Origin of the sequence: Pelotomaculum sp. PtaB.Bin117, from assembly GCF_002067195.1 — a bacterium.
Classification (GTDB): domain Bacteria; phylum Bacillota; class Desulfotomaculia; order Desulfotomaculales; family Pelotomaculaceae; genus Pelotomaculum_D; species Pelotomaculum_D terephthalicicum.
In genome coordinates, this window is sequence record NZ_MVQM01000174.1 from 29493 (window position 1) to 49320 (window position 19828).

The following is a 19828-nucleotide window of genomic DNA, read 5'->3' on the forward strand; positions in this document are numbered from 1 at the left end:
CCCCCCCCTGCCATTATAGAGATTAATTAAATTTATATGTTTGTCAATATAAACAAGGAGCGGCGGTGAATCCATCCAGGATGTCGAAGCGTCTTTCCAGGTGGTAGCCCGTATATTCAATACCCCCCCTGATTCTGCCCCGTTTTTTATTATTAAAGGCGCAGAAGGCTTCGATACAGTCCCCGATGATGGTTTCGGCGATGAGCCTGGAATGGTGCTCGTCTTTTTCGGGTGAGCCCAGGTATTTATGGCCGATTGTCGTGCCTATGTCAATTGTTAAATTGTTTTTTGCCGCCAGCGCCAGGGAGACCGGGGGAATCGCCAGTTCCCGCAGCGGCACGGTGTTAAGGAAGCGCCGGGACACAGCGTGCGGCCCGTGGGAAGGTGAAGCGGCGCCGACTTTTTTTTCCAGGCCGATTTCCCGGTTTAACCTGCGGCGCTCTTCCAGCAGGTGGGATGCCAGGGTTGAAAGGCCGTCTTTGCCGGTGGCCGGATAACAATCAGTTAACGACATGTCAAGACGGTGAGAGTTTACGCTTTCCAGCAGTTCACATATATTTTTTGATATATCTCCTTCCATGTCGCCATCCAAAAAAAGTATCGCCGCGGCGCCTTCGTCATATGCTATTTTAGCGCCTGCCGCTCTTGGCACGTCAATACCCAGCGGTTCAATAAAATATAGCGGCATTACCCGGGGGGACTTGAGCCGGCTGATGTAAGAAGGGGAATTGTCAGTGCATCCGTTAAGCACTGGGATAATCAGATCAACGGGTGTGTTTAACAGTGTGTCAATGGCTTTGATTAATCGCTTCTCTTCATTGCGGGCCGGCACTACGGCAGCAAGCATTGCTAACTCCCTTTCAATTTATTTAATCTAACATATGGAAGAAGCCGGGGAAAGTTGCTAGCGAATCACAAGTCACCTTGCAGCTGACATATTATATACCAAAGACACATGAATATTGAGGAGTCCAGGTATGATGGGAGAAATTAAACAAGGTGATATTGTAGGAAGAAAGTCCTATAATTCCGATGTTTTTTTTAAGGTAGTGGATCTGTTCAGGCACGAGGACGGCCGCAAGCTCGCTTATTTAAAAGGGCTGCATCTCAGGCTCTACGCGAACGCGCCGCTGGATGACCTGATCAAGGTCGAACCCGGTGTCCTCGCCAGGCACTTGATGGAGCAGGCCAAGAGCAACAGCGAACACATGAAGCGAATTTTCAGCCGCCGGGTAAAAGAACGGGAAATCATCCTGGGCAGGGCTGTTCCAGGGGACCGGAGCAAAGAACCGGAACAGGGTAAAATGGACGGTTATGATATTCCCGGCACTGTTTTACACATTGACGGCGACAATGATTACCTGGAGCTTTGTTTAACAACATACAAGCAGTTGAGCATCCCCGCCAACGGTTACTGCATTGATGAAGACAAACAGCCGGCGTTTGTGGAGGATTTGCTTAAAAAACACAGCCCGGATTTGCTTGTGCTCACCGGGCATGACGGTTTTATCAAGGGCAAGGTTGATTTTAGGGACATTGACAATTATTACTCGTCAAAATATTTTGTTGAGGCGATCAAGGCGGCCCGGCGCTATGAAAAAAGCAGGGATGACTTGGTTATTTTCGCGGGGGCCTGCCAGTCGCATTACGAAGCGATCCTGACCGCCGGAGCCAACTTCGCCAGTTCTCCGCAACGGGTATTAATCCACGCTTACGATCCTGTTTTTGTCGTGGAGAAAATCGCTTACACCTCAATTTATGATCCGATTTCAATCAAGGATATCATTGCCGGGACGGTAACCGGCTTCGAAGGCATCGGCGGGATGGAAACCCGCGGGAAATATCGCATGGGAATTCCGAAATCACCTTATTAAGACGGTTTAGTGCCCTCTGATTATTAGCCTGCATATCATGTTGTAGGATCCAAAGGAGGGATTGACGAAAACATGGATAGGTATTTTAACGCTTTTAAAAAATATCGCGGAAAATTGTTGGGCTTAAAAAATGTCGTGGGTGTCGGAATCGGCTACAAAAATGCCGGAGGAAATGATACCGGAGGTCCGGCTTATATCGTTTATGTGGAAAAAAAAGTGCATACGTCGAACCTTGCCCGCAGTCATATCGTGCCAAGGCGAATTGACGGCCTGGATACCGACGTGGTCGAAATCGGCACCGTCAGGATGCTGGACGTGCGCACGTCACGCGAGCGGCCGTGCCAGCCGGGAGTGAGCATCGGTCATTACCAGTCCACCGCGGGCACTTTGGGGGCGGTGGTCAGAGACAAGAGAACCAATGAATTGATGGTGCTGTCCAATAATCACGTCCTGGCAAACGGCTCCAGTGTTCAGGAGGCCAGGGCCAAGACGGGCGATCCTATTTTACAGCCCGGCGGTTGTGATACTGCATGGAAAGGAAAATGGGATTTTATATGCAAATAAAAAGGATTTTTGATAACATGATATAAAGTTTTACTGGCTGAGTTGGAGTAGCGCTTGCCAACGGGCTCATATTCGCCCCTTAAAATTGTATGAACTCATGAGCCTTCGGGCTCGGTCAAACTCGCTCGCTTCTCTCGCTCAGACAGTTCCCTCGCTATTTCGAAGGCGGTTCTAATATAATAGGTTTGACTTGCAATGGCGATACAGTAGAAACGCTAATATCATAAAGTGGCTCTCGCCATTGCCGTCCTCAAAATCGCTTCCTAATGGCAAGCGCTACTCCAACTACGTAACAGTATTCTCAATAAAGTGAACGTAGAGAAAAAGGATAGAGGGAGTATATTAAGGGAGTTATTTATAGTGACCATTGAGATGGGAGGTTGTTCTAAGATTTTATGTTTTTTAATAGTTTTCGTCATAATTAGACATAATTATATAATATAATATAATATATTGAGGAATATGTTGACATATGAAGAAATTTATGATATCTTCTGTATATTAAATTATCGTTTAAGGGCTTGTGATTAATTGAAAAATGATGAATTAACTGTTATAGTTAATTATTTAGATAGTGAGACGGTAAAAGCTCTTAATAAATTCTTAAGGGATACAAAATATGGAAACTTTACTTTAATTATTAAAAATAGTAAAGTGGTTGGGTATGATTTTCTGATTAGAAAACGGAATAAAGAATAAAATGTTTGGAGCTGACCGAAGGACGGAAGCTAAGAACCAAGATTTATTTGGTTTTTGCTTCCGTTTTTTAATTGTGGATTAGTGTAAACATGGGGGGTGAATCCAATGGATAATTAAATTAGTATGGGTTTTGTTAGGTAAAGCCCGATTAAAGTCATTGATTTTATCAATATTAAAAACAGGGAGGAATTAAGATTATGCGGGTTAGGAAGGTCGTTTCATTAATTCTTTGCATAGTATTTGTATTTACTTTTGCCGGAACTGCTTTAGCAAAAAATTCATCGGGTGATAGGCAAATCTTGCTTAATAAGAATGGAAACAAAGTGATTGTTCCCGGACCAAATGTTACTGACAAAGCATTATATAATCCCAATCCAGAAGGGCAAGGGTCCCCTAAAATTTTAAGTAGCCCAGCATCACTTTCAGATAGTTATGACAAAAGCATCACTCCACCTGGAGGATCTTCTGGACGCATTTTAAACTCATTCGATTCAAGTGTTAGTTATCCAGAGTATGAGACTAGCGCAACATACTCTGGGAGCTCAAGATCATCTTGGGATGGTGAAGATCCGTGGAATGCAGATACGGTTAAGCATGGTGATAAATGGTGGGTATCAGGCATAGGTATATCGGTAAGCTTTCCGTCCGGTGTAGGTATTTCAGGTTCTGGCAATTCTGCTAGCTGGGAAGACTCTGTAAGTAATAACTGGCAAATATATCATGAATTTTCTAACATAACATTCTATGGAGCGTGTATATACAGAGTATATGAATCTTCAAGTGGCACATTCAAATTTGGCACAAAATTTTATACAGTTTCTTCCTCAGATAATGCGTATATCTAAAGATAACGTAAAAAAGTAGGGTAGCGCTGTTAAGTGCTACCCTCAACATTCTTGAGAAAGGTGATATTCTATGCTCAGCAGATCGCTAAATAAAAAAATTACCATAATAGCAACCATTCTTGCTATTATTATAAGCTTTACATTTTTATCGTTTACCTGGCAGAAGCCTTTATGGGAAAGCGATAGCTGGCAGAACAATACATATAATAAAGTGGAAAGTACATTCCGTTACTATAATAATAATGCTGGAGCTTATGCTGAGTTACCATCGTTATCTATTCAAGACACAGCTGATTTATATTCCACTGTATGGATAATAAAAACACTCTCACTTATTGATATGTCGCGTACAGAACAAAGTAAGCAATATATTGTGAAATGGCTTCACTCTTTACAGCAAGAAAACGGTCTTTATTCTTACCCAAACAACCCTGGACTTCCTGATTTATATGTGGCGTATCTTGTAGTAGAAGGACTTGATGCTCTGGGTGAAAAGCCTACTAATAGAAATGCCTTAGGGATGGCATTAACTAATCTACAAGACAGTAACGGTCTTTTCTCATGGGACAAAAAAACTACCTCAGATTATACCGCCACAGAAACTGCATGCCAAATACTTACGTCCCTTGGCATCACAGAGCATACGACATCAACAAAACGTGCGTTATCCGAAGCCTTCTCCAAAGATGAACTGTTTAGAGATTCTAATCTAAACGAATTTCTAAATTACGGGGCACCTATAATAAATGCAATGCAGTCACTAGGAGTAGATAGCTCTGTTTTTCCAAAAGAATTAATAGATAAGCGTATTCGTTGGCTTGATACTATAGGGAGGAATATTTTAAGTATGCCGGTACATCGGGACCATCACTCACTACCCTCCAAGCCTTTATTAAGGCCAGGCACTTTTTTGGAACAATTGTACCCCAAAAAGATTCTTACATTAAGTTACTAATGGATAGTCAACTAGAAAACGGTGGGTTTGCTGCTATGGATAAATACAAAATTTTTGACCCTCAGGCGACCTTTCAAGTGGCGGAGATCCTATTGTATTGGAAACAAGGGTTTCCGAAAAAGGACGCTTTGATTAGCACTCTTGACTTAAATCGTAGTCATGATGGCGGATGGATAAGTCAGGTTGCAGCGCCCCCAACCCCCAAAGCCACCTATTACGCTTTATCTATCCTTAATAGTATAAATGCGAAACCAACTCATGCGGCTGAAATAGATTTGTGTATAAAGGAATGGCTAAATAAACTCCATGATGATTCTAAGAGTATAACTTTGTCGGAACAATTAATAAAAAATGAGTCTCTATACTATACAATCAAGAGTGCTGAACTCCGTAAAATCGATATTGATTCAAAAATAATTAACGATATACTTGTGCAAAATACAGCTATGGAGATTTGGGATCGCCCAGAAACGCCCATTTCTGTAATTACTCATTTTGTTAAGTTATATCGCAAGTATCAAGGCGTTCTACCAGGTAATCTTGAAGAAAAATTTACTAAGCGCGTAGTTGAGGCTCTTAACAATAAAAAACCTGAAAGCGAATCCGGCTTAAATCCAGCAGTCGTACTAGATGCGCTTCAATTATCACAAGAACTCAATAATGATAAACTCGATAACAAGTCTATTAAAATTGCTTTAGGACAAATGCAGTCATTTTCTGTTAACCAGGGTACATTCAAAAGAAATACCAAGGTAAGTATTGCGGATATATTAGCTACTTATTATGCTCATGAGACATATGAGCTTGCTAATGAAAAACTAAATAGTAATAATTTAAAAGATTTCTTAAATGGTGCTGTAAACCCATTAGGGGGATTCTATCTGTATCCACGAGGTAAAGTAGAAACTAATGATCTTACATTAGAAACTACATATATGGGAATTATGCTAGCAAAATCGCAATAGGGTGAATAGTATAACAATTAATTTGGTGGGTAGTAATAAGTTTTACTAAAGGTGGTAGATCGATGAAAATATTTAGGTTGTTTTTAACGACTTCTATTGTCATGTTTTTTATTAATTTCTTCTTTCTCCATTTGTGCGGAGTTTTCCTTCGAAAGGTAGTATGAAGCTTTCAAAAACCATCTGGCCAGTGGAATGTCGGTACATTTTTTCGCCTCCAAGTGCAAGCTTTTTGCATAAGCTTATTTTCCTTGTATAATAATTCGACAATAGTACCGGTAATCCCTTGTTACTACTGGAAATTTGGGCTATTCAGCAAGCCCTACGTAAATTATAATGCTAAAAAAGTGGCATTCATCAACAGGTCCTTTATTTTTTAAGAAACTGTTTTAATTTTTCGCTTCAAAGGTCAAAGATGGTCGTTTTCATATTACAATAGACGCCCCGGATGGTCTATTTTTACCAGCCGGGGTGTGTTCAACAGAACATGGATAATTAAATGCCCTGACTATGCATCCTTTTTTAAATTATTAAGGGTCTCTTCTATTTTCCGTATTCTTCTTTTTAAATCCTTAAAATAGCGAACTATAATTATTATTCCACATGTTGAACAGACAAAAAAAATAAATGCCGCCACTAAAAGTATTCTCATTTTATCAACACCCATTTCTTTTAAAATACTTTAATATCATCTTATTCCACCCAGTGGTGTAATTTCCTTTTTTTATCTTAGCTTATATTTTATTTTACAGAGAAGATTATACAACTATAAATATGGTTAATAAGTATTTTTATGCTTCGTTTAAATTGTGCAAAAATTCAATGCGCAAGAGCGGCTGAATGCTATCCACAACAGAGTTATTCGCTGGCTGGACATCCGGTTTCCAGAGTTTACAGGGGTATTTAAGAAATGGACAGGAAAAACAGCGCTTCTGACACTTCGAATGTTTCCAACACCGGCCAAGGTTTTGGAGGCGGGTGCGGAAAAAATACTGGCTACATGGAGGACAGTTGTCAAGCGATCCATAGGTATAAAAAGAGCGCAAGCGCTGGTAAAAGCAGCGTCCAACAGCATCGGCAGAACAAACGGTCATGTAGCTTCAGAAGCCGGCCTGCAGAACCTGCTTGCAGAATACGAATTGTATCATGCGCAGCATGAACGATTGGAACAACTGATGTGGGAATTTGCTGCTTCAGGTACCGAACGCAGTTAAACTTCTAGGTATCAAGGGAGTTGGGTTGGTTACGGCAACAACCTTTGTCGGTGAAGCCGGGGATATCCACAGGTTCGAACATCTGCGCCAGATACAAAAACTGGCCGGTTGTAACCTGGTAGAGAACAGCTCCGGCAAACATAAAGGAAAGACCACTATCAGTCACCGGGGACGGAAGCGATTACGGCATGGGTTGTTCATGGCCATGATTGCCATCCTGGGTAAAAACCCTGAGTTCCAGGAACTGCATTACCGTAACCAGACAAGGGAAAATAACCCGCTAAACAAGATGCAATCCATTATTGCTCTCTGTGGCAAGCTAATCCGGATATTCTACACCATTTTAAGTAAGGGAGTTGACTACAATCCGGAGAAGATGATGGGCGATATTCAACAGTCGGCTAAAAAAACCGCATAAGGTTACCGGTGGCACCTGACAAACGATGTAGAGCAACAAAAACACATTGTCGCCGAGTGGAAAGTGCCGCAGCCATCCAGGCGAAGATGTGAATGTCTCAAATAGTAACTTGAAGGTTTTAAACGTTCTTTGAAAACGGAGAGCACAGTCAGGTTGAATTTTACCATGAGGGCATAGACCCGGTCTAGGAGCATTACTGACGTTCCACCTCTTGGATAGGCATGAAGAGGGTATTTAGGGCAAGACCCAGGAAGATGTGGGAGTTGCGCCTTGAAAGCTCAATACTACCTTGCAATCTGCAATGGTTGCCGTAGTAAGACTTAACCAGTAGGGAAAGCCTACTACATGGGGAAGCGGTTGGCGGGTACTGAATCTATCCATGGAAACATGAGCCTCATACGCGATGCTGTGAGTCAATTTCCGAAGAGCCCGGTGCGGGAAATCTGCACGCCGGGTTCCGAGGGGGTTGGGCCACCGAGTGGTGGCCTTTCTACCCGGAGTTTGCTGCCAGGAGACGATGTGGAATCCCATTGGCCATGATACAAAAAATCACGCGGTCTTGGTTTAATTCATACATCGCCATCCATAATTACACATTGATGTAAATAACAAGAGTAAGGCTATCCGACCATAATGTGAAAAACTAAGAATGAGGAAGATATTTAAAGATAATCGAAGTATATTAAGGGAGGGAGTTCCCTTTACATTAGAGAGACAAAGACTATTTTTTATGTCTGCATATCTCTAATATAAGGGGAATTATCCTTATGTTAGGATATCTCAATTGTGATTAAAATTAAACTTCTAAAAAAAATTTTATGGACAAAATATTGGTAAATAAAGTAAATTTTATACTAAATAAAAGTATCATTTCAGGTATATATTGAAGGTAATTTTACCTGAATATGGAATAACATATATAACTTATGAAGTGGTATATATAAACATGGAAAAAATTACAAATAGAACGAGATAAAATAAGACTCTGTTTAACACGATGGGAGGTTAAAATAGTTGGGGAATTTCGAAAGCAGTATTTATATTATTATGGTATATTTGCCATATGTATTTGCAATTATAGCCATAGCTTTTTTAATTAAAGGTTTTTACTTAAAATCAAAAAAGAAAAGTAGTAAAAAATATTATACTATTTCTTTAATATGTTTTATTATAGGAATATTTATACTTTTATTGCCAGTAATTTTATTATTGATCATTTAGGATAGGGTGGGGTAGTTAACCACCAATTTTCCTATACCATCGAACGTAATGTTACCAAATCCCATTGTATGACGTTAGATATGTAAAGATAATCGAGGTATATTAAGAGAGGTGGTAGCAATGCTTGCGATGATTTTGAAAGCGCCGGGTCGGCCTTTGCGCGCTGTTGAGGTGCCGGTGCCCGAGCCCGGGCCGGATCAGGTTTTGATTAAAGTGAGCGCCTGCGGATTGTGCCGGACCGACCTGCATATTGTGGACGGAGAATTAAAGGAACCCGTGCTGCCCCTGATCCCCGGCCACCAGATCGTGGGCACGGTGGCGGCGGCCGGCGAGCGCGCCGGGCAATTTGCCGCGGGCGACCGGGTGGGGGTGCCCTGGCTTGGTTATACCTGCAGCCATTGCCGCTATTGTGCTTCCGGACGGGAAAACCTGTGCGGCGAGGCGCGGTTCACCGGGTACCAGATCAACGGCGGCTATGCCGAGTATACCGTGGCGGACCACCGGTTCTGCTTTCCCATTCCTGAAAACTACCCGGATCTGCAGGCCGCGCCGCTGCTTTGCGCCGGCCTGATCGGCTACCGGTCTCTGATGATGGCGGGTGAGGCCATGCACCTCGGCATTTATGGTTTCGGCGCCGCCGCCCACATCGTGGCCCAGGTGGCCCGCTACCAGGGCCGTCAGGTCTATGCCTTCACCCGCCCGGGTGATCTCGAAGCCCAGCGGTTTGCCCGCGGCATGGGCGCCGTCTGGGCCGGGGACAGCCGGGAGACGCCGCCGGAGGAACTGGACGCGGCCATTATCTTCGCCCCGGATGGCGCGTTGCTGCCGGCCGCGCTGCGCGCCACGGCAAAGGGTGGGGTGGTGATCTGCGGCGGGATTCACATGAGCGACATCCCCGCGTTTCCTTACGAAATCCTCTGGGGCGAGCGGTCCGTGCGGTCCGTGGCGAACCTGACCCGCAGGGATGGAGAAGAGTTTCTGGCTTTAGCACCCAGGATTCCGGTTCACACCGAGGTGCGGCCTTTCCCCCTCAGCGCGGCCAATGAAGCGCTCGACGCCTTGCGCGGCGGCAAAATCAGCGGCGCTGCCGTGCTGGTGGTGGATGAATAGAAGATCGCCATATGGATGGCCTGGTTTGCTCCGGCGCCCTTTCAGATTATATCCTGAGGGTGCCGGGGTTTTTTATTTTCCCGCTTGTTTTCGGACAAGGCCCTGTTTGAATAAATTTAGAATAAGGAGGTGCATCTCGTGGAGAAAAAACTGATCATTGAAAACCGTGAGCGGCTTTCGGTGCTGAATGACAAGGGGAAAATTAACGATATGGTTGTTTTTCTGGCGTACAGGAGGCTTAGAAAAATGCTTGCCGCCGCTTCTTCATCCGCTGATCCGGATAAAGTCGTTGAAAAGTCGCAGGGGAAGTGATCCGGTTGGACCGCGAGTTTACCAGATCACCCATAACCGGAGCCGGTGCCGGGACCAGGAAAAAACTGGTGGCGGTATACGCCAGGCTTAGTGTCAATGAAAACGGGGAACGAGACGAGAGCCTGGAAACGCAGTGCGATTTGTTGAACGGTTTTGTTATAAAGAATAAATTCGGGAAATCAAAGCTGTATGTGGATAATGACGAATCAGGGGTGTATTTCGACCGCCCCGGCCTGATTCAGTTAATCAACGATATTAAGGACAACCTTGTCGGAACAGTGGTGGTGAAAGACCTGTCCCGGCTGGGGAGAAACAACGGCGAGACCTTGACTTTCCTTGATTTTCTTATCAGTAACAATGTGCGCCTGATTGCGATTGTTGACAATTACGACAGCTTCGCGGACGATGACGAGATTGTCGGCATCAAGACGTGGGCTAACGAGCACTATTGCCGGGACATTTCGAAAAAGGTGCGCGCAAACTTAAGAAGAAAAAAACAGAACGGTGAATACCTGGGCAGGCCGCATTTCGGCTACTTGAAATCCACAAGCGAAAAAAACAAGCTGGTAGTCGACGCGCGCTACCAAAAGGTTATTCAAATGATTTTCGATATGTACATCAACGGCTGGGGCTACCGGGCGCTGGCCGATTATATTCAAAGCATGAATATACCGACACCCAGCCAGGAGAAAAATTACCCCGGGGCGAAGCAGTCCGCCCGCTGGAATGAGCAGCACATCAGGCGGATCATCACCAGCCGGGTCTATTGCGGCGACACGGTCCAGGGCGTGAGCGAAAAGGTATCCTTCAAGCTGCGCAAGACCCGGCGGCTGCCGCCGGAGAGGTGGGTGGTGGTGGAAAACACTCATGAAGCGATAGTTTCCAGAGAGACCTTCGAAATGGCGCAAAGAGTGCGTATAAAAAGGTGGCGGGAAGGGGAAGGAAGAAAAAAGAACAAGTCGGACGGGCAGCATCTCTTCTCCGGTTTTTTGGTTTGCGCCGCGTGCGGGGCGTATCTGGTTCATAAAAAGAAGAAAAACCGTCCCGCTCATTATGTTTGCGGCCGGTATAATAATTTCGGGCGGAAAGAAGGGGGCTGCGCGAGCCATCACATACTGGAAGACAAATTGATCAATTGTCTCATTGAAGATATTGAGCAAATGGGCGGGGAAACAGATCTTCAAAACCTGCTGGCGGATGCGTATGACAAAAGTTTAAAACTGTCCGCCGCGCAAATTAACGAAGAGGCAAAGCGGCTGAAAAATAAAATAACTGAAAAGAAACGGCAGCGGAAAACGGTTTATCTTGACAGGGTCAAAGGAAATATCCGCGAAGAACTTTATCTTCAGGCCGCCGCGGAGATTGAGAAAGAAATAGCCGTCCTGGAGGCCGGTATGGTCAGGTTGGATGAAAAGCTAATGAATGCCGGTCGGATAGAAGATAATATGCGTAAAATCAGTTCTATGCGGATGCAAATAAACGCGGCTGACCTTGACAGGTTTTTTTTGGAGAAGTTTATTAATAAAATTATTATTATTGAAAACGGCGAGGAGATTAATGAGCATGTCAGAGAAAAATACGGCCTGGCTTCAATTTTTACCGGAGAGCGATTGAGTGGGATTGCGCATAGGAAAATCAAGCTGATAATATTATATAATTAATGATCCTGTTCCATGCAGTGGCACAGCCCGGGCCTTATGACGGAGGCACGCTGAAGGATCGCATCGGTGTGCTGCAGCGTTATGTGCCGCTGTTAAAAAACGTGGCGAAATCCGACTGCCCGGTGGCTTTGGCCCTGGCCAGCGGGGGCACCAGGGTGCTCAACCTGGTCAAACGGGATTATGAAATACGCTTTTACAAAAATTACACGGCTGAAAACACCGTGGATTGCGCTTTGGCCAAACTTGATTCGGCCGATCTGGTCAAACCTGCCATTCTGGAAATTGGTGAAATAAAAGGGATAAACGATATCAAGCCCGGCCAGAAGGTGCAAAAGAGCGGCAGAACCACCGGCCTGACCAGCGGCGTGGTAAAATCTATCGGCACTACGCTGCAAGTGGAAATGAAAGAGGAGGAAAAAGTCTGGTTTTCTGATCAGGTAGTGACTGATATGCCTTCCCAACCGGGAGACAGCGGGGCGTTAATTCTGAATGAAAAGTGCGAAGTCGTGGGTTTGCTGTTCGCCGGTTCGGATAAGCTGACCATATTTAACCGGATCAGCAATATTGTAGAGCGGCTTGGCATTGAGTTCGTTTAACTTTGGCTGCGGTTTGTTTGATGTTAGCTGATCCTCCTCACCTTTGTTTCAGCCGAACCATATATTGATTACCGGGGAGGCTTATCTTATGGTACTGAAAGCGGTTGTGTCCGGTGATGTGGCGCTGGCTTTTTTGGGAGAAGATATCCCGGCAATCGGTCCGAGTTTTCATAACAGGGAAGAAGCCATGAAAGCGGCTCAACAATATCTTGATAAGATCAACGAGTTATCTGTTCGTGACCAGAACATGCCGTTTCAGATTGTCCTGAACAAACAGGCGGACGGCCGGTATTCGCTTGTTGTGGACAGCTCGCAGCAAATGGTGAGCACCTTGAGCAACCTTGATGAGTTGATCGTGAAACGGTTTCGCAAAGGTTTGAAAAAAAAGTTATTTATCTTGACTTGTTTTGTGGAAGGTGTGGATGGGCTGGAATGTCTGGTTCTTACTGAAGGTCTGGGGGCGGTGTTTTACGCCCCTAACGCCGTGGGTACATATTAAGGGAAAATTAGTGAAAGGGCAGGAGCCATGGGCGAAGAAAAAAGCGGGAAAAATGAACAGTTTTGGACCCGTGGTCGGCAGGAATCATACCATACCAGCAAGGATTTTGGTTATCATTTAGGTTACAACCTGGGTTTTGAGTCAGGGTTTGAAAAAGGATATACCGAGGGAAGCTCGTTAGGCTATAATAATGGATTTCTAGCGGCACTGAGACTTAGTGAAGGGACCGGGGCCGAGGAGCCCCCCGGCGCCGGTCCGCCGCACGGCAGAGCCTACCAGGCCATCCGGAAACTTATCGAAGGCGGTCAAGTAAGAATTCTCCTTTCCGGATGCGCGGCCAGGGAAGCGGAAACCTTGTTTAAACTGTTATTCATAGACGCTCATGTAGTCGCCAGGGATCTTGACAACTGTCGTTAGCCTCAATTTTGGCCGGGAAGCCCGGCCTTTATTTGTTAAATTTTTGCCGCATCTTGACAATGGACCCTAATTTGGAGGCCATCTGACAACGCCGCAGGATAATCCCAAAAAAGTTAACATTACGATGGATGTTCTTAAATTACCCGTTTTGCCATGAGACCCCATTCGCCGGTATATTAAACTTGTACAAGCCCTTTTATGAATGCTTCTTTAAACAGCCGTCTTTTGGCGGACGTCAGACGTCAGACGTTAAGGCAAAGCCAATTAAATACAAGCGGCCGAATCCCGGAAAATATCCGGGTACGGGGGAACCGGTTTATGGGGTGAATCCCGGTAAAGTCATCAGCAAGACCCAGACATAGGGCATTTCCATGTGATATGTCATGTCTTGTATCTCATGACTCGAATGGGTAGGGTTTTGTCTTTTACCGAACCCGTCAGCTAACCCCGGAGGCTCAAAAGAAAGGAGTAAATTTATGCGGCGTTCCAGGAACCTGACGTTAGGTTTGGTTGTTACCTTGTTTATTTTCGCGTTGGTACTCTCAATGGGAGCGGCGGCCCCGGCAACGGCTGACGCCAGCCTTGCAGCTACGGCTGATGAACAGTCGATGGCTGACCTGATTGATCAGGCGCGTCATGACGCTGGCAAAGCTTCGCTGACTGTTGACCCTGTCCTGTCAAATCTGGCCAGGATTAAGGCCCAGGATATCGCTTCCAACTGTTATTTCGGGCATAACTCGTCTACTTACGGCTCTCCCAATGACATGCTAAAAATGGGTGGTGTGCAATATAGCCGCGCCAGGGAAGTCCTGGCCAAGGCTTGCACAGTTAACGCGGCGTTTAAGGGAATATGTGCCGCCAGCAGCCGGTCGACCATTCTCAGTTCATCTTATGACCGGATCGGCGTTGGAATAATCATGAAAAACAACAATAAAATTGTCGTTTTGTTGTTTGCCGGCGGTCAGAAAGTGACTACTCCGACACCGGCACCGGCACCCACACCGGCACCGGCACCCACACCGACACCGGCACCCACACCGACACCGACACCAACACCGGAACCGGCTCCAACACCGGCACCGGAACCACAACCCGTTAACGGGTTAAATGCCGACGAGCAGCAGATGCTCGATCTGGTGAACCAGGAACGGAGCAAAGCAGGCCTGCAGCCCCTGCAAATGGACCCGGCCTTGGTAAAGCTGGCCAGAATGAAGGCGCAGGATATGATTGATAAAAATTACTTCAGTCATACATCGCCGACATACGGCTCTCCCTTCGATATGATGAAATCGGCCGGCGTGCAGTACCGCTACGCCGGGGAGAACCTGGCCGGAGCTTCAACTGTTGGCAGCGCGCACACCAACCTGATGAACTCGTCGGGACACCGGGCGAACATACTAAATGCAAATTATACCAAAGTGGGCATTGGCGTCGTCAGCGGCGGTCCGTACGGGAAAATGTTCGTGCAGATGTTCACCGGTTGATTGACGGCAAAATGAGCATAAAAAGTTAACAATAAAGGCGAAAAAAATATTAGTAAAATAAGGTAGAGGACCCAGGTCCTCTTTTTTTTTCGTTTTTTGCATGCTGACTACCTTTATTGCACATTTTCGTATGTTTCTCACATATATTAGTACAGAAAAATTTTGAAAGGAGGAAACCATCATGGCTGGAACCGAACGCCTTAAGGTTAATTTGGTCCAGGGTGAAAATAGAGTTCAGACCGTGGTAAAAGGTCGGATTGAAATTCCTGACACCAAGCCGAGTGTGGAAAAGATTTTATCAAAAGAAACAACTGCCAAAGTTAGAGACGTCAGCATCGTTCCGGACAAAGCCATCATTAATGGGACCCTGACTTTGCAAGTGATGTACGTCGCCTTTGAACCTGATCAATCAGTTCACTCATTGCATGGTGATGTCAATTTTACGACCTTTGTCGATGTGCCTGGCGCCGAGCCCGGGATGGATTACGTTGTCGATTTTACTGTGGAGGATGTGAGTCTGACTCCAAGTAAAGACAGCGCATGTAAATTTGATGTGGCGGCTGTGCTCAGCACTTTTGCAAAAATAATGGATGTTGAAGAAATGGAAGTGCTTACAACAACCCCGGCCGGGAATGAAGCTCTGGAAACCCAGGACCTCACTGTTGAACACATGATTGGCGACAAAGAAACCAAGCAGGTTATTATCAGCGATGCGTTCGAAGTGCCGGAAGAAAAGCCGGACGTGGAAAAGATCCTGAATATCAAGGCGGAAGTGGAAATTACAGATAAGCGGGTCCTTGCCGGCAAAGTGATTGTGGACGGTGAAGTAGAGCTTCAGGTTTTGTATGTGTCCATGACTCCCGGGCAATCCGTTCATGACCTGCACCGTATCATCAAGTTCAGTGACTTCGTGGAGGTTCCCGAAGCCCAGCAGGGAATGAACGTCCATGTGCGGGCGGAAGTGGAAAACGCCGATATCGCGCCGGTAACTTGCCCGAAGCTTTCAGCTGATATCATTGTCAAACTGATTGTCTTTGTTTCCGAAACCAGGACGCTTGAAAATGTTCCCACCGAGTTGAAAAATGAGGGAGACTACGACAGGGTAAAGCTGAAGATCGACCGGGAAATCGGCTCCGGAGAAACTCAGGTGGTTCTGAGAGAAACCACTGAGGTTCCCCAGTCCAAACCTGATGTCATGAAGGTGTTGGAGTCACGGGTAGACAATATAAAAGTAACGGAAGTAAATATTCTCAATGGCAAGGTCCTGATCAGGGGTCACGCCGATGTGGAAGTGGTTTACGTCAGCACCAAGCCCGACCAGGCTGTCCACGCGCTGCATCAGCGTTTGAATTTCCGCACATTTGTGGTAGTGCCCGACGCCGAGCCTGATATGAGGGTCAAGGTTAAGGTCAGTCCGGAATATGTCAACGTGGATCAGCAATTGCAATGCGCGGATTTGCACACCGAAGCTGTTTTGAAAGTCAAAGCCACGGTGACCGATTTAGCCCAGCTGAATGTTTATGTGCCCGCGGTCACACCGACTCCCACGCCTACCACCTGTGTTCCGACCGATTATACGGTTCGGGCGGGTGACACGCTCACTACCATTGCCGCGGCGCATGGAACGACAGTCGCCCTGATCCTGGCCGAAAACCCCGAGATTACCAACCCGGATGTCATCAGCGTCGGACAGGTGATTAAGATTCCATGCGAAGCAATGGGTTGATTAAAAATTATTAAGGAGGTCTAAAAAATGCCCGAACAATACTATTACACGGAAGTCCAGCCGGTCAAATGTATTGAAATAAGAGTGCCGCTGGTTATCGAGTCTGTAGATGTGGAAGCGGTGATTGACAATGTGTTAACCTTACCCGAACTGGCGATCAAGGTCGACAAAATCAGAGCTTCTGTCCGCGATCTGACCGCCACGCCGGTATTTGTTGACGAGGCCCATCATGGCCATGGCTATCATGACTATGACGGCTACCATGATGGTAAGCACGGCAAGTACGGCAAGCACGACGAATACGTTCTGGTGCATCACGACAGTCACCATCCGCACAGGGATTTGTTCCTTAAGAAAATTATTGTAAACGGTATTTTACACAAACAAATCTTTTACGTAAATAAAAATAATGAAGTCAAGCATACAGCCGAAGAACTGTCGTTTTCCAAGTTGGTTGAACTGGATGAACCCGTGCTGATTCGCCATAAACATGATGTTTTTATCCAGTTCCGTCATGTTGATGTGGATATGAACTGGGAACTGCACCGTGCCTGCCGGATCCACGAGACTGCTGTCATTCAGGCTACCGCCAGGGTGTCGGAAGACCGTAAGATCTTTGTGCAGACCTGCCCGTCCCCGGATGAGTCTCCCGTCGGCAACCTGCTCAGGGACGGCGGTCTCGAGGCCTGGGCCAGCCCTTACGCCCCGGTCTTTTGGGGCGCGAGCAATGTATCCCAGTGCAGTACGGCTCATTCCGGGTCGTTTGCGGCGGAAATCGGGTTATTGAATACCCAGTTGCCCGGGGCGCTGTTCCAGATGATCCACAAGAAAATTGTCGGCGACCGCCAGTACCGCCTCACCTTCTGGGTCAGGGAAGATGTCCTGGGTGCGACCAGCGATTTCTCCTTAACCGCTGAAGTAGTATTTTATGATCAATACGGCACTCAGATCGGTATCGGCACGCAAACGCTAAGCAGCACCGGCATACCGGATAACTCCTACACCCAGGTTCAGTTCGCCACGCCGGTGACAGACGAAAGTGTTGATTCAATCATGGTCCGCTTCAACTTCATGCCCGGCACGGGCAACACCAATACCGTCAAAATTGACGATGTTGTGCTGGAATGCATGCGCAAGCGCGGTTAGGCCATGAATAAAAAAAGAAAGCTGTTGTGAAACAGCTTTTTTTTTGCCTTTTATAAACTTTTTTAGCGCGGGGCGAATATATTTAATAATGAGTCATTGCGGCCATAAGGCTGTGAAGGGAAAGGGGAAAACAACCGGATGATGAATAATATGGGCGCGATCGTTGCTGAGATGCAAAAGCTGCAGCAGGAGCTGAAAAACAAAACCGTGGAAATCAGCGAAGGTGAAGGAATGTTCAGCATTGTGATGAACGGCCAGCAACAAGTGCTGGGAATCAAATTCAGCCCGGGCGCGTTGAAACCGGGTAATGCCAAGGCGCTGGAAGGCATGGTGGCGAACGCGTTCAACAAAGCTGTCGCCGAATCAAAAAATCTGTTAAAAAATGAAATCTCCAAGTTGACCGGCGGGATGGAGCTTCCCAGTATACCCGGATTGTTTTAACATGATGGAAAATTTTCTCCGGGGAGGTGAGTTGATTGGCTGAAGATGTCAAAGGAACCGCCGTGTTGGAAGAGGCTGTCGCAAGGGTGCTGGAGCTGCAGTCAAAGTATGGAATGGACCAGGAAACAATGTTGATCTACATGTGTTCGGTCAACCTTACCAGTATCTTGAATCTGATTGGAAAGCGTTATCACGGCAGTTCCAGCGGATACATACAATCTCCGGTAACAGCGCCGACGACAGTACCAGCGCCGGCGCCGGTCAGCGCCACTGGAGGGAACCCGTCTCCGAACGATCTGGCGGGTATGCTGACAAGTTTGCTGGGCGGTCAGGGCGGCAGCGGCGGCCAGGGATTCAACCCGGCCATGCTGATGAGTTTGCTGAGCGCCCTCGGCGGGCAGAATATGGACTTGGGCAACCTGATGAACATGCTGGCGGGTTTGATGGGAACAGGCTCCAAGAACAATACCAAGACTGAATCCTCAAAAGGCAAGCCGGCGGCATCCAAGGATGCGTCAAATGCGGCAGGCGCGGCTAAAAACGACCAGGGCGGGGAAAAACAAACCGTCCGGGAAATGCCGAAAATAATGAAATGGGATAACCTTGATCAACGCAAAAGAGCGCAAAGCTAAAAAGATGATCATACCGAACCATGTGATCGTTTGTTGCCGCTTGAAGGCAGTTCATGCTGCCCGGGAGCGGTTTATTTTATATATGGCGAAAAATAACGCGTTAAAAAAACGGGCTGATATTTATAATACCAGCCCGGTGGGGAGAGTCCCGGTTTAAAAAGAAACAGCCTTCTTCCAGAATAAAAGAATGCATGACTAAACCTCGAAATCGCCTGCTTCTTTTTGTCCCGGCGCATCATATTTAGGCTGCGCGGGCGGGGGAGAACTGGTTTCGTTGGTTGCCGATCCTGTCATAAAGGGCATCATCGCCGCATGAAAAGTATCGATACCACTTTTAATGCTTGACACTGTATCTTTTGTAGCCATGATAAAGGAATTCAGAGTATCTAGTTTCTTTTCCGACTCAGGGCTGACAGCGAGCATAAACAATAGAGGGAGCAAGCGGTACAAGCTGTTCACAACTCCTTTCTTTTGGTTGTTATCCTGCCTTGTCGTCATTTTAGTTTATGTTTATCGGGGGTATTCTGTTACAGAATGGCGGAGGGTGGGTGGCGGGGAGGCTAAATTAAGTTCTATTTGATCGCTTATATGCGTTACTTCCCGTGGTACCGTTGTATATACTACAATGTTGTTGTTGGAAAGAGTATTATTTATTGTTCTATCTTGTAGATATATGCAAATTATGGTGATATAATTAAGTAAATGTAATTAATTAATGCAAAAAGTCGATTAAGAGCCAAAATAATATAAAAAACCTTATACTTTACGATAAATATTAATTATGCCCAGATGATAACATAGTATTAAGAATTTGGTTTACTTAGGAGGGTTTTTCTTTGCATGCTTATATAAATATGAAAATAGATCCGTCTTCACCGGCCCTCCCTATCCAATATAATTATTTCGTTCAGTCGGCTATTTACGCGGCACTACCCAAAGATGTCGCCTCCCGTATTCATGACGAAGGTTACTCTGCGGGGAATAGGCGTTTTAAGATGTTTTCCTTCTCGCGAATTATGGGCAAGTTCTTCATTGACAGAACAGCAGGAACT

19 protein-coding genes, 2 pseudogenes and 1 riboswitch are annotated in these 19828 nt (G+C 46.0%); of the genes and pseudogenes, 19 read left to right on the plus strand and 2 right to left on the minus strand.

The features are described from left to right. Positions 1 to 43: 43 nt before the first annotated feature. Positions 44 to 847, minus strand: a complete 804-nt coding sequence (locus tag A4E54_RS14550; protein ID WP_240084007.1) for a glycosyltransferase family 2 protein — start codon at positions 845 to 847, stop codon at positions 44 to 46. A gap of 133 nt (positions 848 to 980) precedes the next feature. Here A4E54_RS14550 and yabG point away from each other — a divergent pair, with 133 nt between their 5' ends. The 18 genes and pseudogenes from yabG (at position 981) to A4E54_RS14640 (ending at position 18776) form a co-directional block, all read left to right on the plus strand. Beyond that, complete coding sequence (gene yabG / locus A4E54_RS14555) at positions 981 to 1874, plus strand: sporulation peptidase YabG (RefSeq protein ID WP_240084014.1); 894 nt, start codon at positions 981 to 983, stop codon at positions 1872 to 1874. Between the two features lie 72 nt (positions 1875 to 1946). Then, positions 1947 to 2438, plus strand: coding sequence for a hypothetical protein (locus A4E54_RS14560; RefSeq protein ID WP_240084008.1), 492 nt, complete (start codon positions 1947 to 1949; stop codon positions 2436 to 2438). An 896-nt stretch (positions 2439 to 3334) separates the two neighbouring features. After that, positions 3335 to 3982: a hypothetical protein gene (locus A4E54_RS14565; protein WP_286726530.1), complete on the plus strand. Its 648-nt coding sequence runs from the start codon at positions 3335 to 3337 to the stop codon at positions 3980 to 3982. A 70-nt stretch (positions 3983 to 4052) separates the two neighbouring features. After that, positions 4053 to 4937 (plus strand): prenyltransferase/squalene oxidase repeat-containing protein, encoded by an 885-nt coding sequence (locus tag A4E54_RS14570; RefSeq protein ID WP_240084189.1) that lies wholly within the window; start codon positions 4053 to 4055, stop codon positions 4935 to 4937. 35 nt (positions 4938 to 4972) lie between these two features. Further along, positions 4973 to 5902, plus strand: coding sequence for a prenyltransferase/squalene oxidase repeat-containing protein (locus tag A4E54_RS14575; RefSeq protein WP_240084190.1), 930 nt, complete (start codon positions 4973 to 4975; stop codon positions 5900 to 5902). An 806-nt stretch (positions 5903 to 6708) separates the two neighbouring features. Then, positions 6709 to 7113, plus strand: a complete 405-nt coding sequence (locus tag A4E54_RS14580; RefSeq protein WP_240084191.1) for a hypothetical protein — start codon at positions 6709 to 6711, stop codon at positions 7111 to 7113. Positions 7114 to 7138: 25 nt separating this feature from the next. After that, positions 7139 to 7531 (plus strand): transposase, encoded by a 393-nt coding sequence (locus A4E54_RS14585; protein ID WP_286726531.1) that lies wholly within the window; start codon positions 7139 to 7141, stop codon positions 7529 to 7531. Between the two features lie 1341 nt (positions 7532 to 8872). Then, positions 8873 to 9862, plus strand: a complete 990-nt coding sequence (locus tag A4E54_RS14590) for a zinc-dependent alcohol dehydrogenase family protein (RefSeq protein ID WP_286726532.1) — start codon at positions 8873 to 8875, stop codon at positions 9860 to 9862. 138 nt (positions 9863 to 10000) lie between these two features. Further along, a complete protein-coding gene (locus tag A4E54_RS14595; protein WP_286726534.1) occupies positions 10001 to 10174 on the plus strand; it encodes a hypothetical protein in 174 nt (57 codons plus the stop codon). Next, positions 10171 to 11835 carry a recombinase family protein gene (locus tag A4E54_RS14600; protein WP_286726536.1) on the plus strand — a complete coding sequence of 555 codons (1665 nt, stop codon included), beginning with the start codon at positions 10171 to 10173 and terminating at the stop codon, positions 11833 to 11835. Before A4E54_RS14595 ends, A4E54_RS14600 begins: the two co-directional genes overlap by 4 nt. Beyond that, positions 11835 to 12431 (plus strand): chymotrypsin family serine protease, encoded by a 597-nt coding sequence (locus tag A4E54_RS14605; RefSeq protein WP_286726537.1) that lies wholly within the window; start codon positions 11835 to 11837, stop codon positions 12429 to 12431. Before A4E54_RS14600 ends, A4E54_RS14605 begins: the two co-directional genes overlap by 1 nt. 88 nt (positions 12432 to 12519) lie before the next feature. Then, complete coding sequence (locus tag A4E54_RS14610) at positions 12520 to 12930, plus strand: hypothetical protein (protein WP_286726539.1); 411 nt, start codon at positions 12520 to 12522, stop codon at positions 12928 to 12930. A gap of 27 nt (positions 12931 to 12957) precedes the next feature. Next, entirely contained in the window at positions 12958 to 13347 is a 390-nt protein-coding gene (locus A4E54_RS14615) for a hypothetical protein (protein WP_286726540.1), read from the plus strand. 266 nt (positions 13348 to 13613) lie between these two features. Then, positions 13614 to 13818, plus strand: a riboswitch (cyclic di-AMP (ydaO/yuaA leader). 5 nt (positions 13819 to 13823) lie between these two features. Further along, on the plus strand, positions 13824 to 14831 hold the full coding sequence (locus A4E54_RS14620; RefSeq protein WP_286726541.1) for a CAP domain-containing protein: 1008 nt from the start codon (positions 13824 to 13826) through the stop codon (positions 14829 to 14831). A gap of 181 nt (positions 14832 to 15012) precedes the next feature. Continuing rightward, positions 15013 to 16557: a DUF3794 and LysM peptidoglycan-binding domain-containing protein gene (locus A4E54_RS14625; protein ID WP_240084200.1), complete on the plus strand. Its 1545-nt coding sequence runs from the start codon at positions 15013 to 15015 to the stop codon at positions 16555 to 16557. A gap of 27 nt (positions 16558 to 16584) precedes the next feature. Next, positions 16585 to 17703: an SPOCS domain-containing protein gene (locus A4E54_RS14630; protein ID WP_286726543.1), complete on the plus strand. Its 1119-nt coding sequence runs from the start codon at positions 16585 to 16587 to the stop codon at positions 17701 to 17703. Between the two features lie 129 nt (positions 17704 to 17832). Continuing rightward, positions 17833 to 18144: pseudogene (locus A4E54_RS14635) on the plus strand (YbaB/EbfC family nucleoid-associated protein); the annotation flags it as partial. Between the two features lie 35 nt (positions 18145 to 18179). Beyond that, positions 18180 to 18776, plus strand: coding sequence for a hypothetical protein (locus A4E54_RS14640; RefSeq protein ID WP_286726545.1), 597 nt, complete (start codon positions 18180 to 18182; stop codon positions 18774 to 18776). 195 nt (positions 18777 to 18971) lie between these two features. On the opposite strand, the gene A4E54_RS14645 is transcribed toward A4E54_RS14640, so the two are convergent. Further along, positions 18972 to 19235, minus strand: a complete 264-nt coding sequence (locus tag A4E54_RS14645) for a hypothetical protein (RefSeq protein WP_286726546.1) — start codon at positions 19233 to 19235, stop codon at positions 18972 to 18974. A 377-nt stretch (positions 19236 to 19612) separates the two neighbouring features. Between A4E54_RS14645 and A4E54_RS14650 the strand changes: the two are divergent. Continuing rightward, a pseudogene (locus A4E54_RS14650) lies at positions 19613 to 19828 on the plus strand (CRISPR-associated endoribonuclease Cas6); the annotation flags it as partial.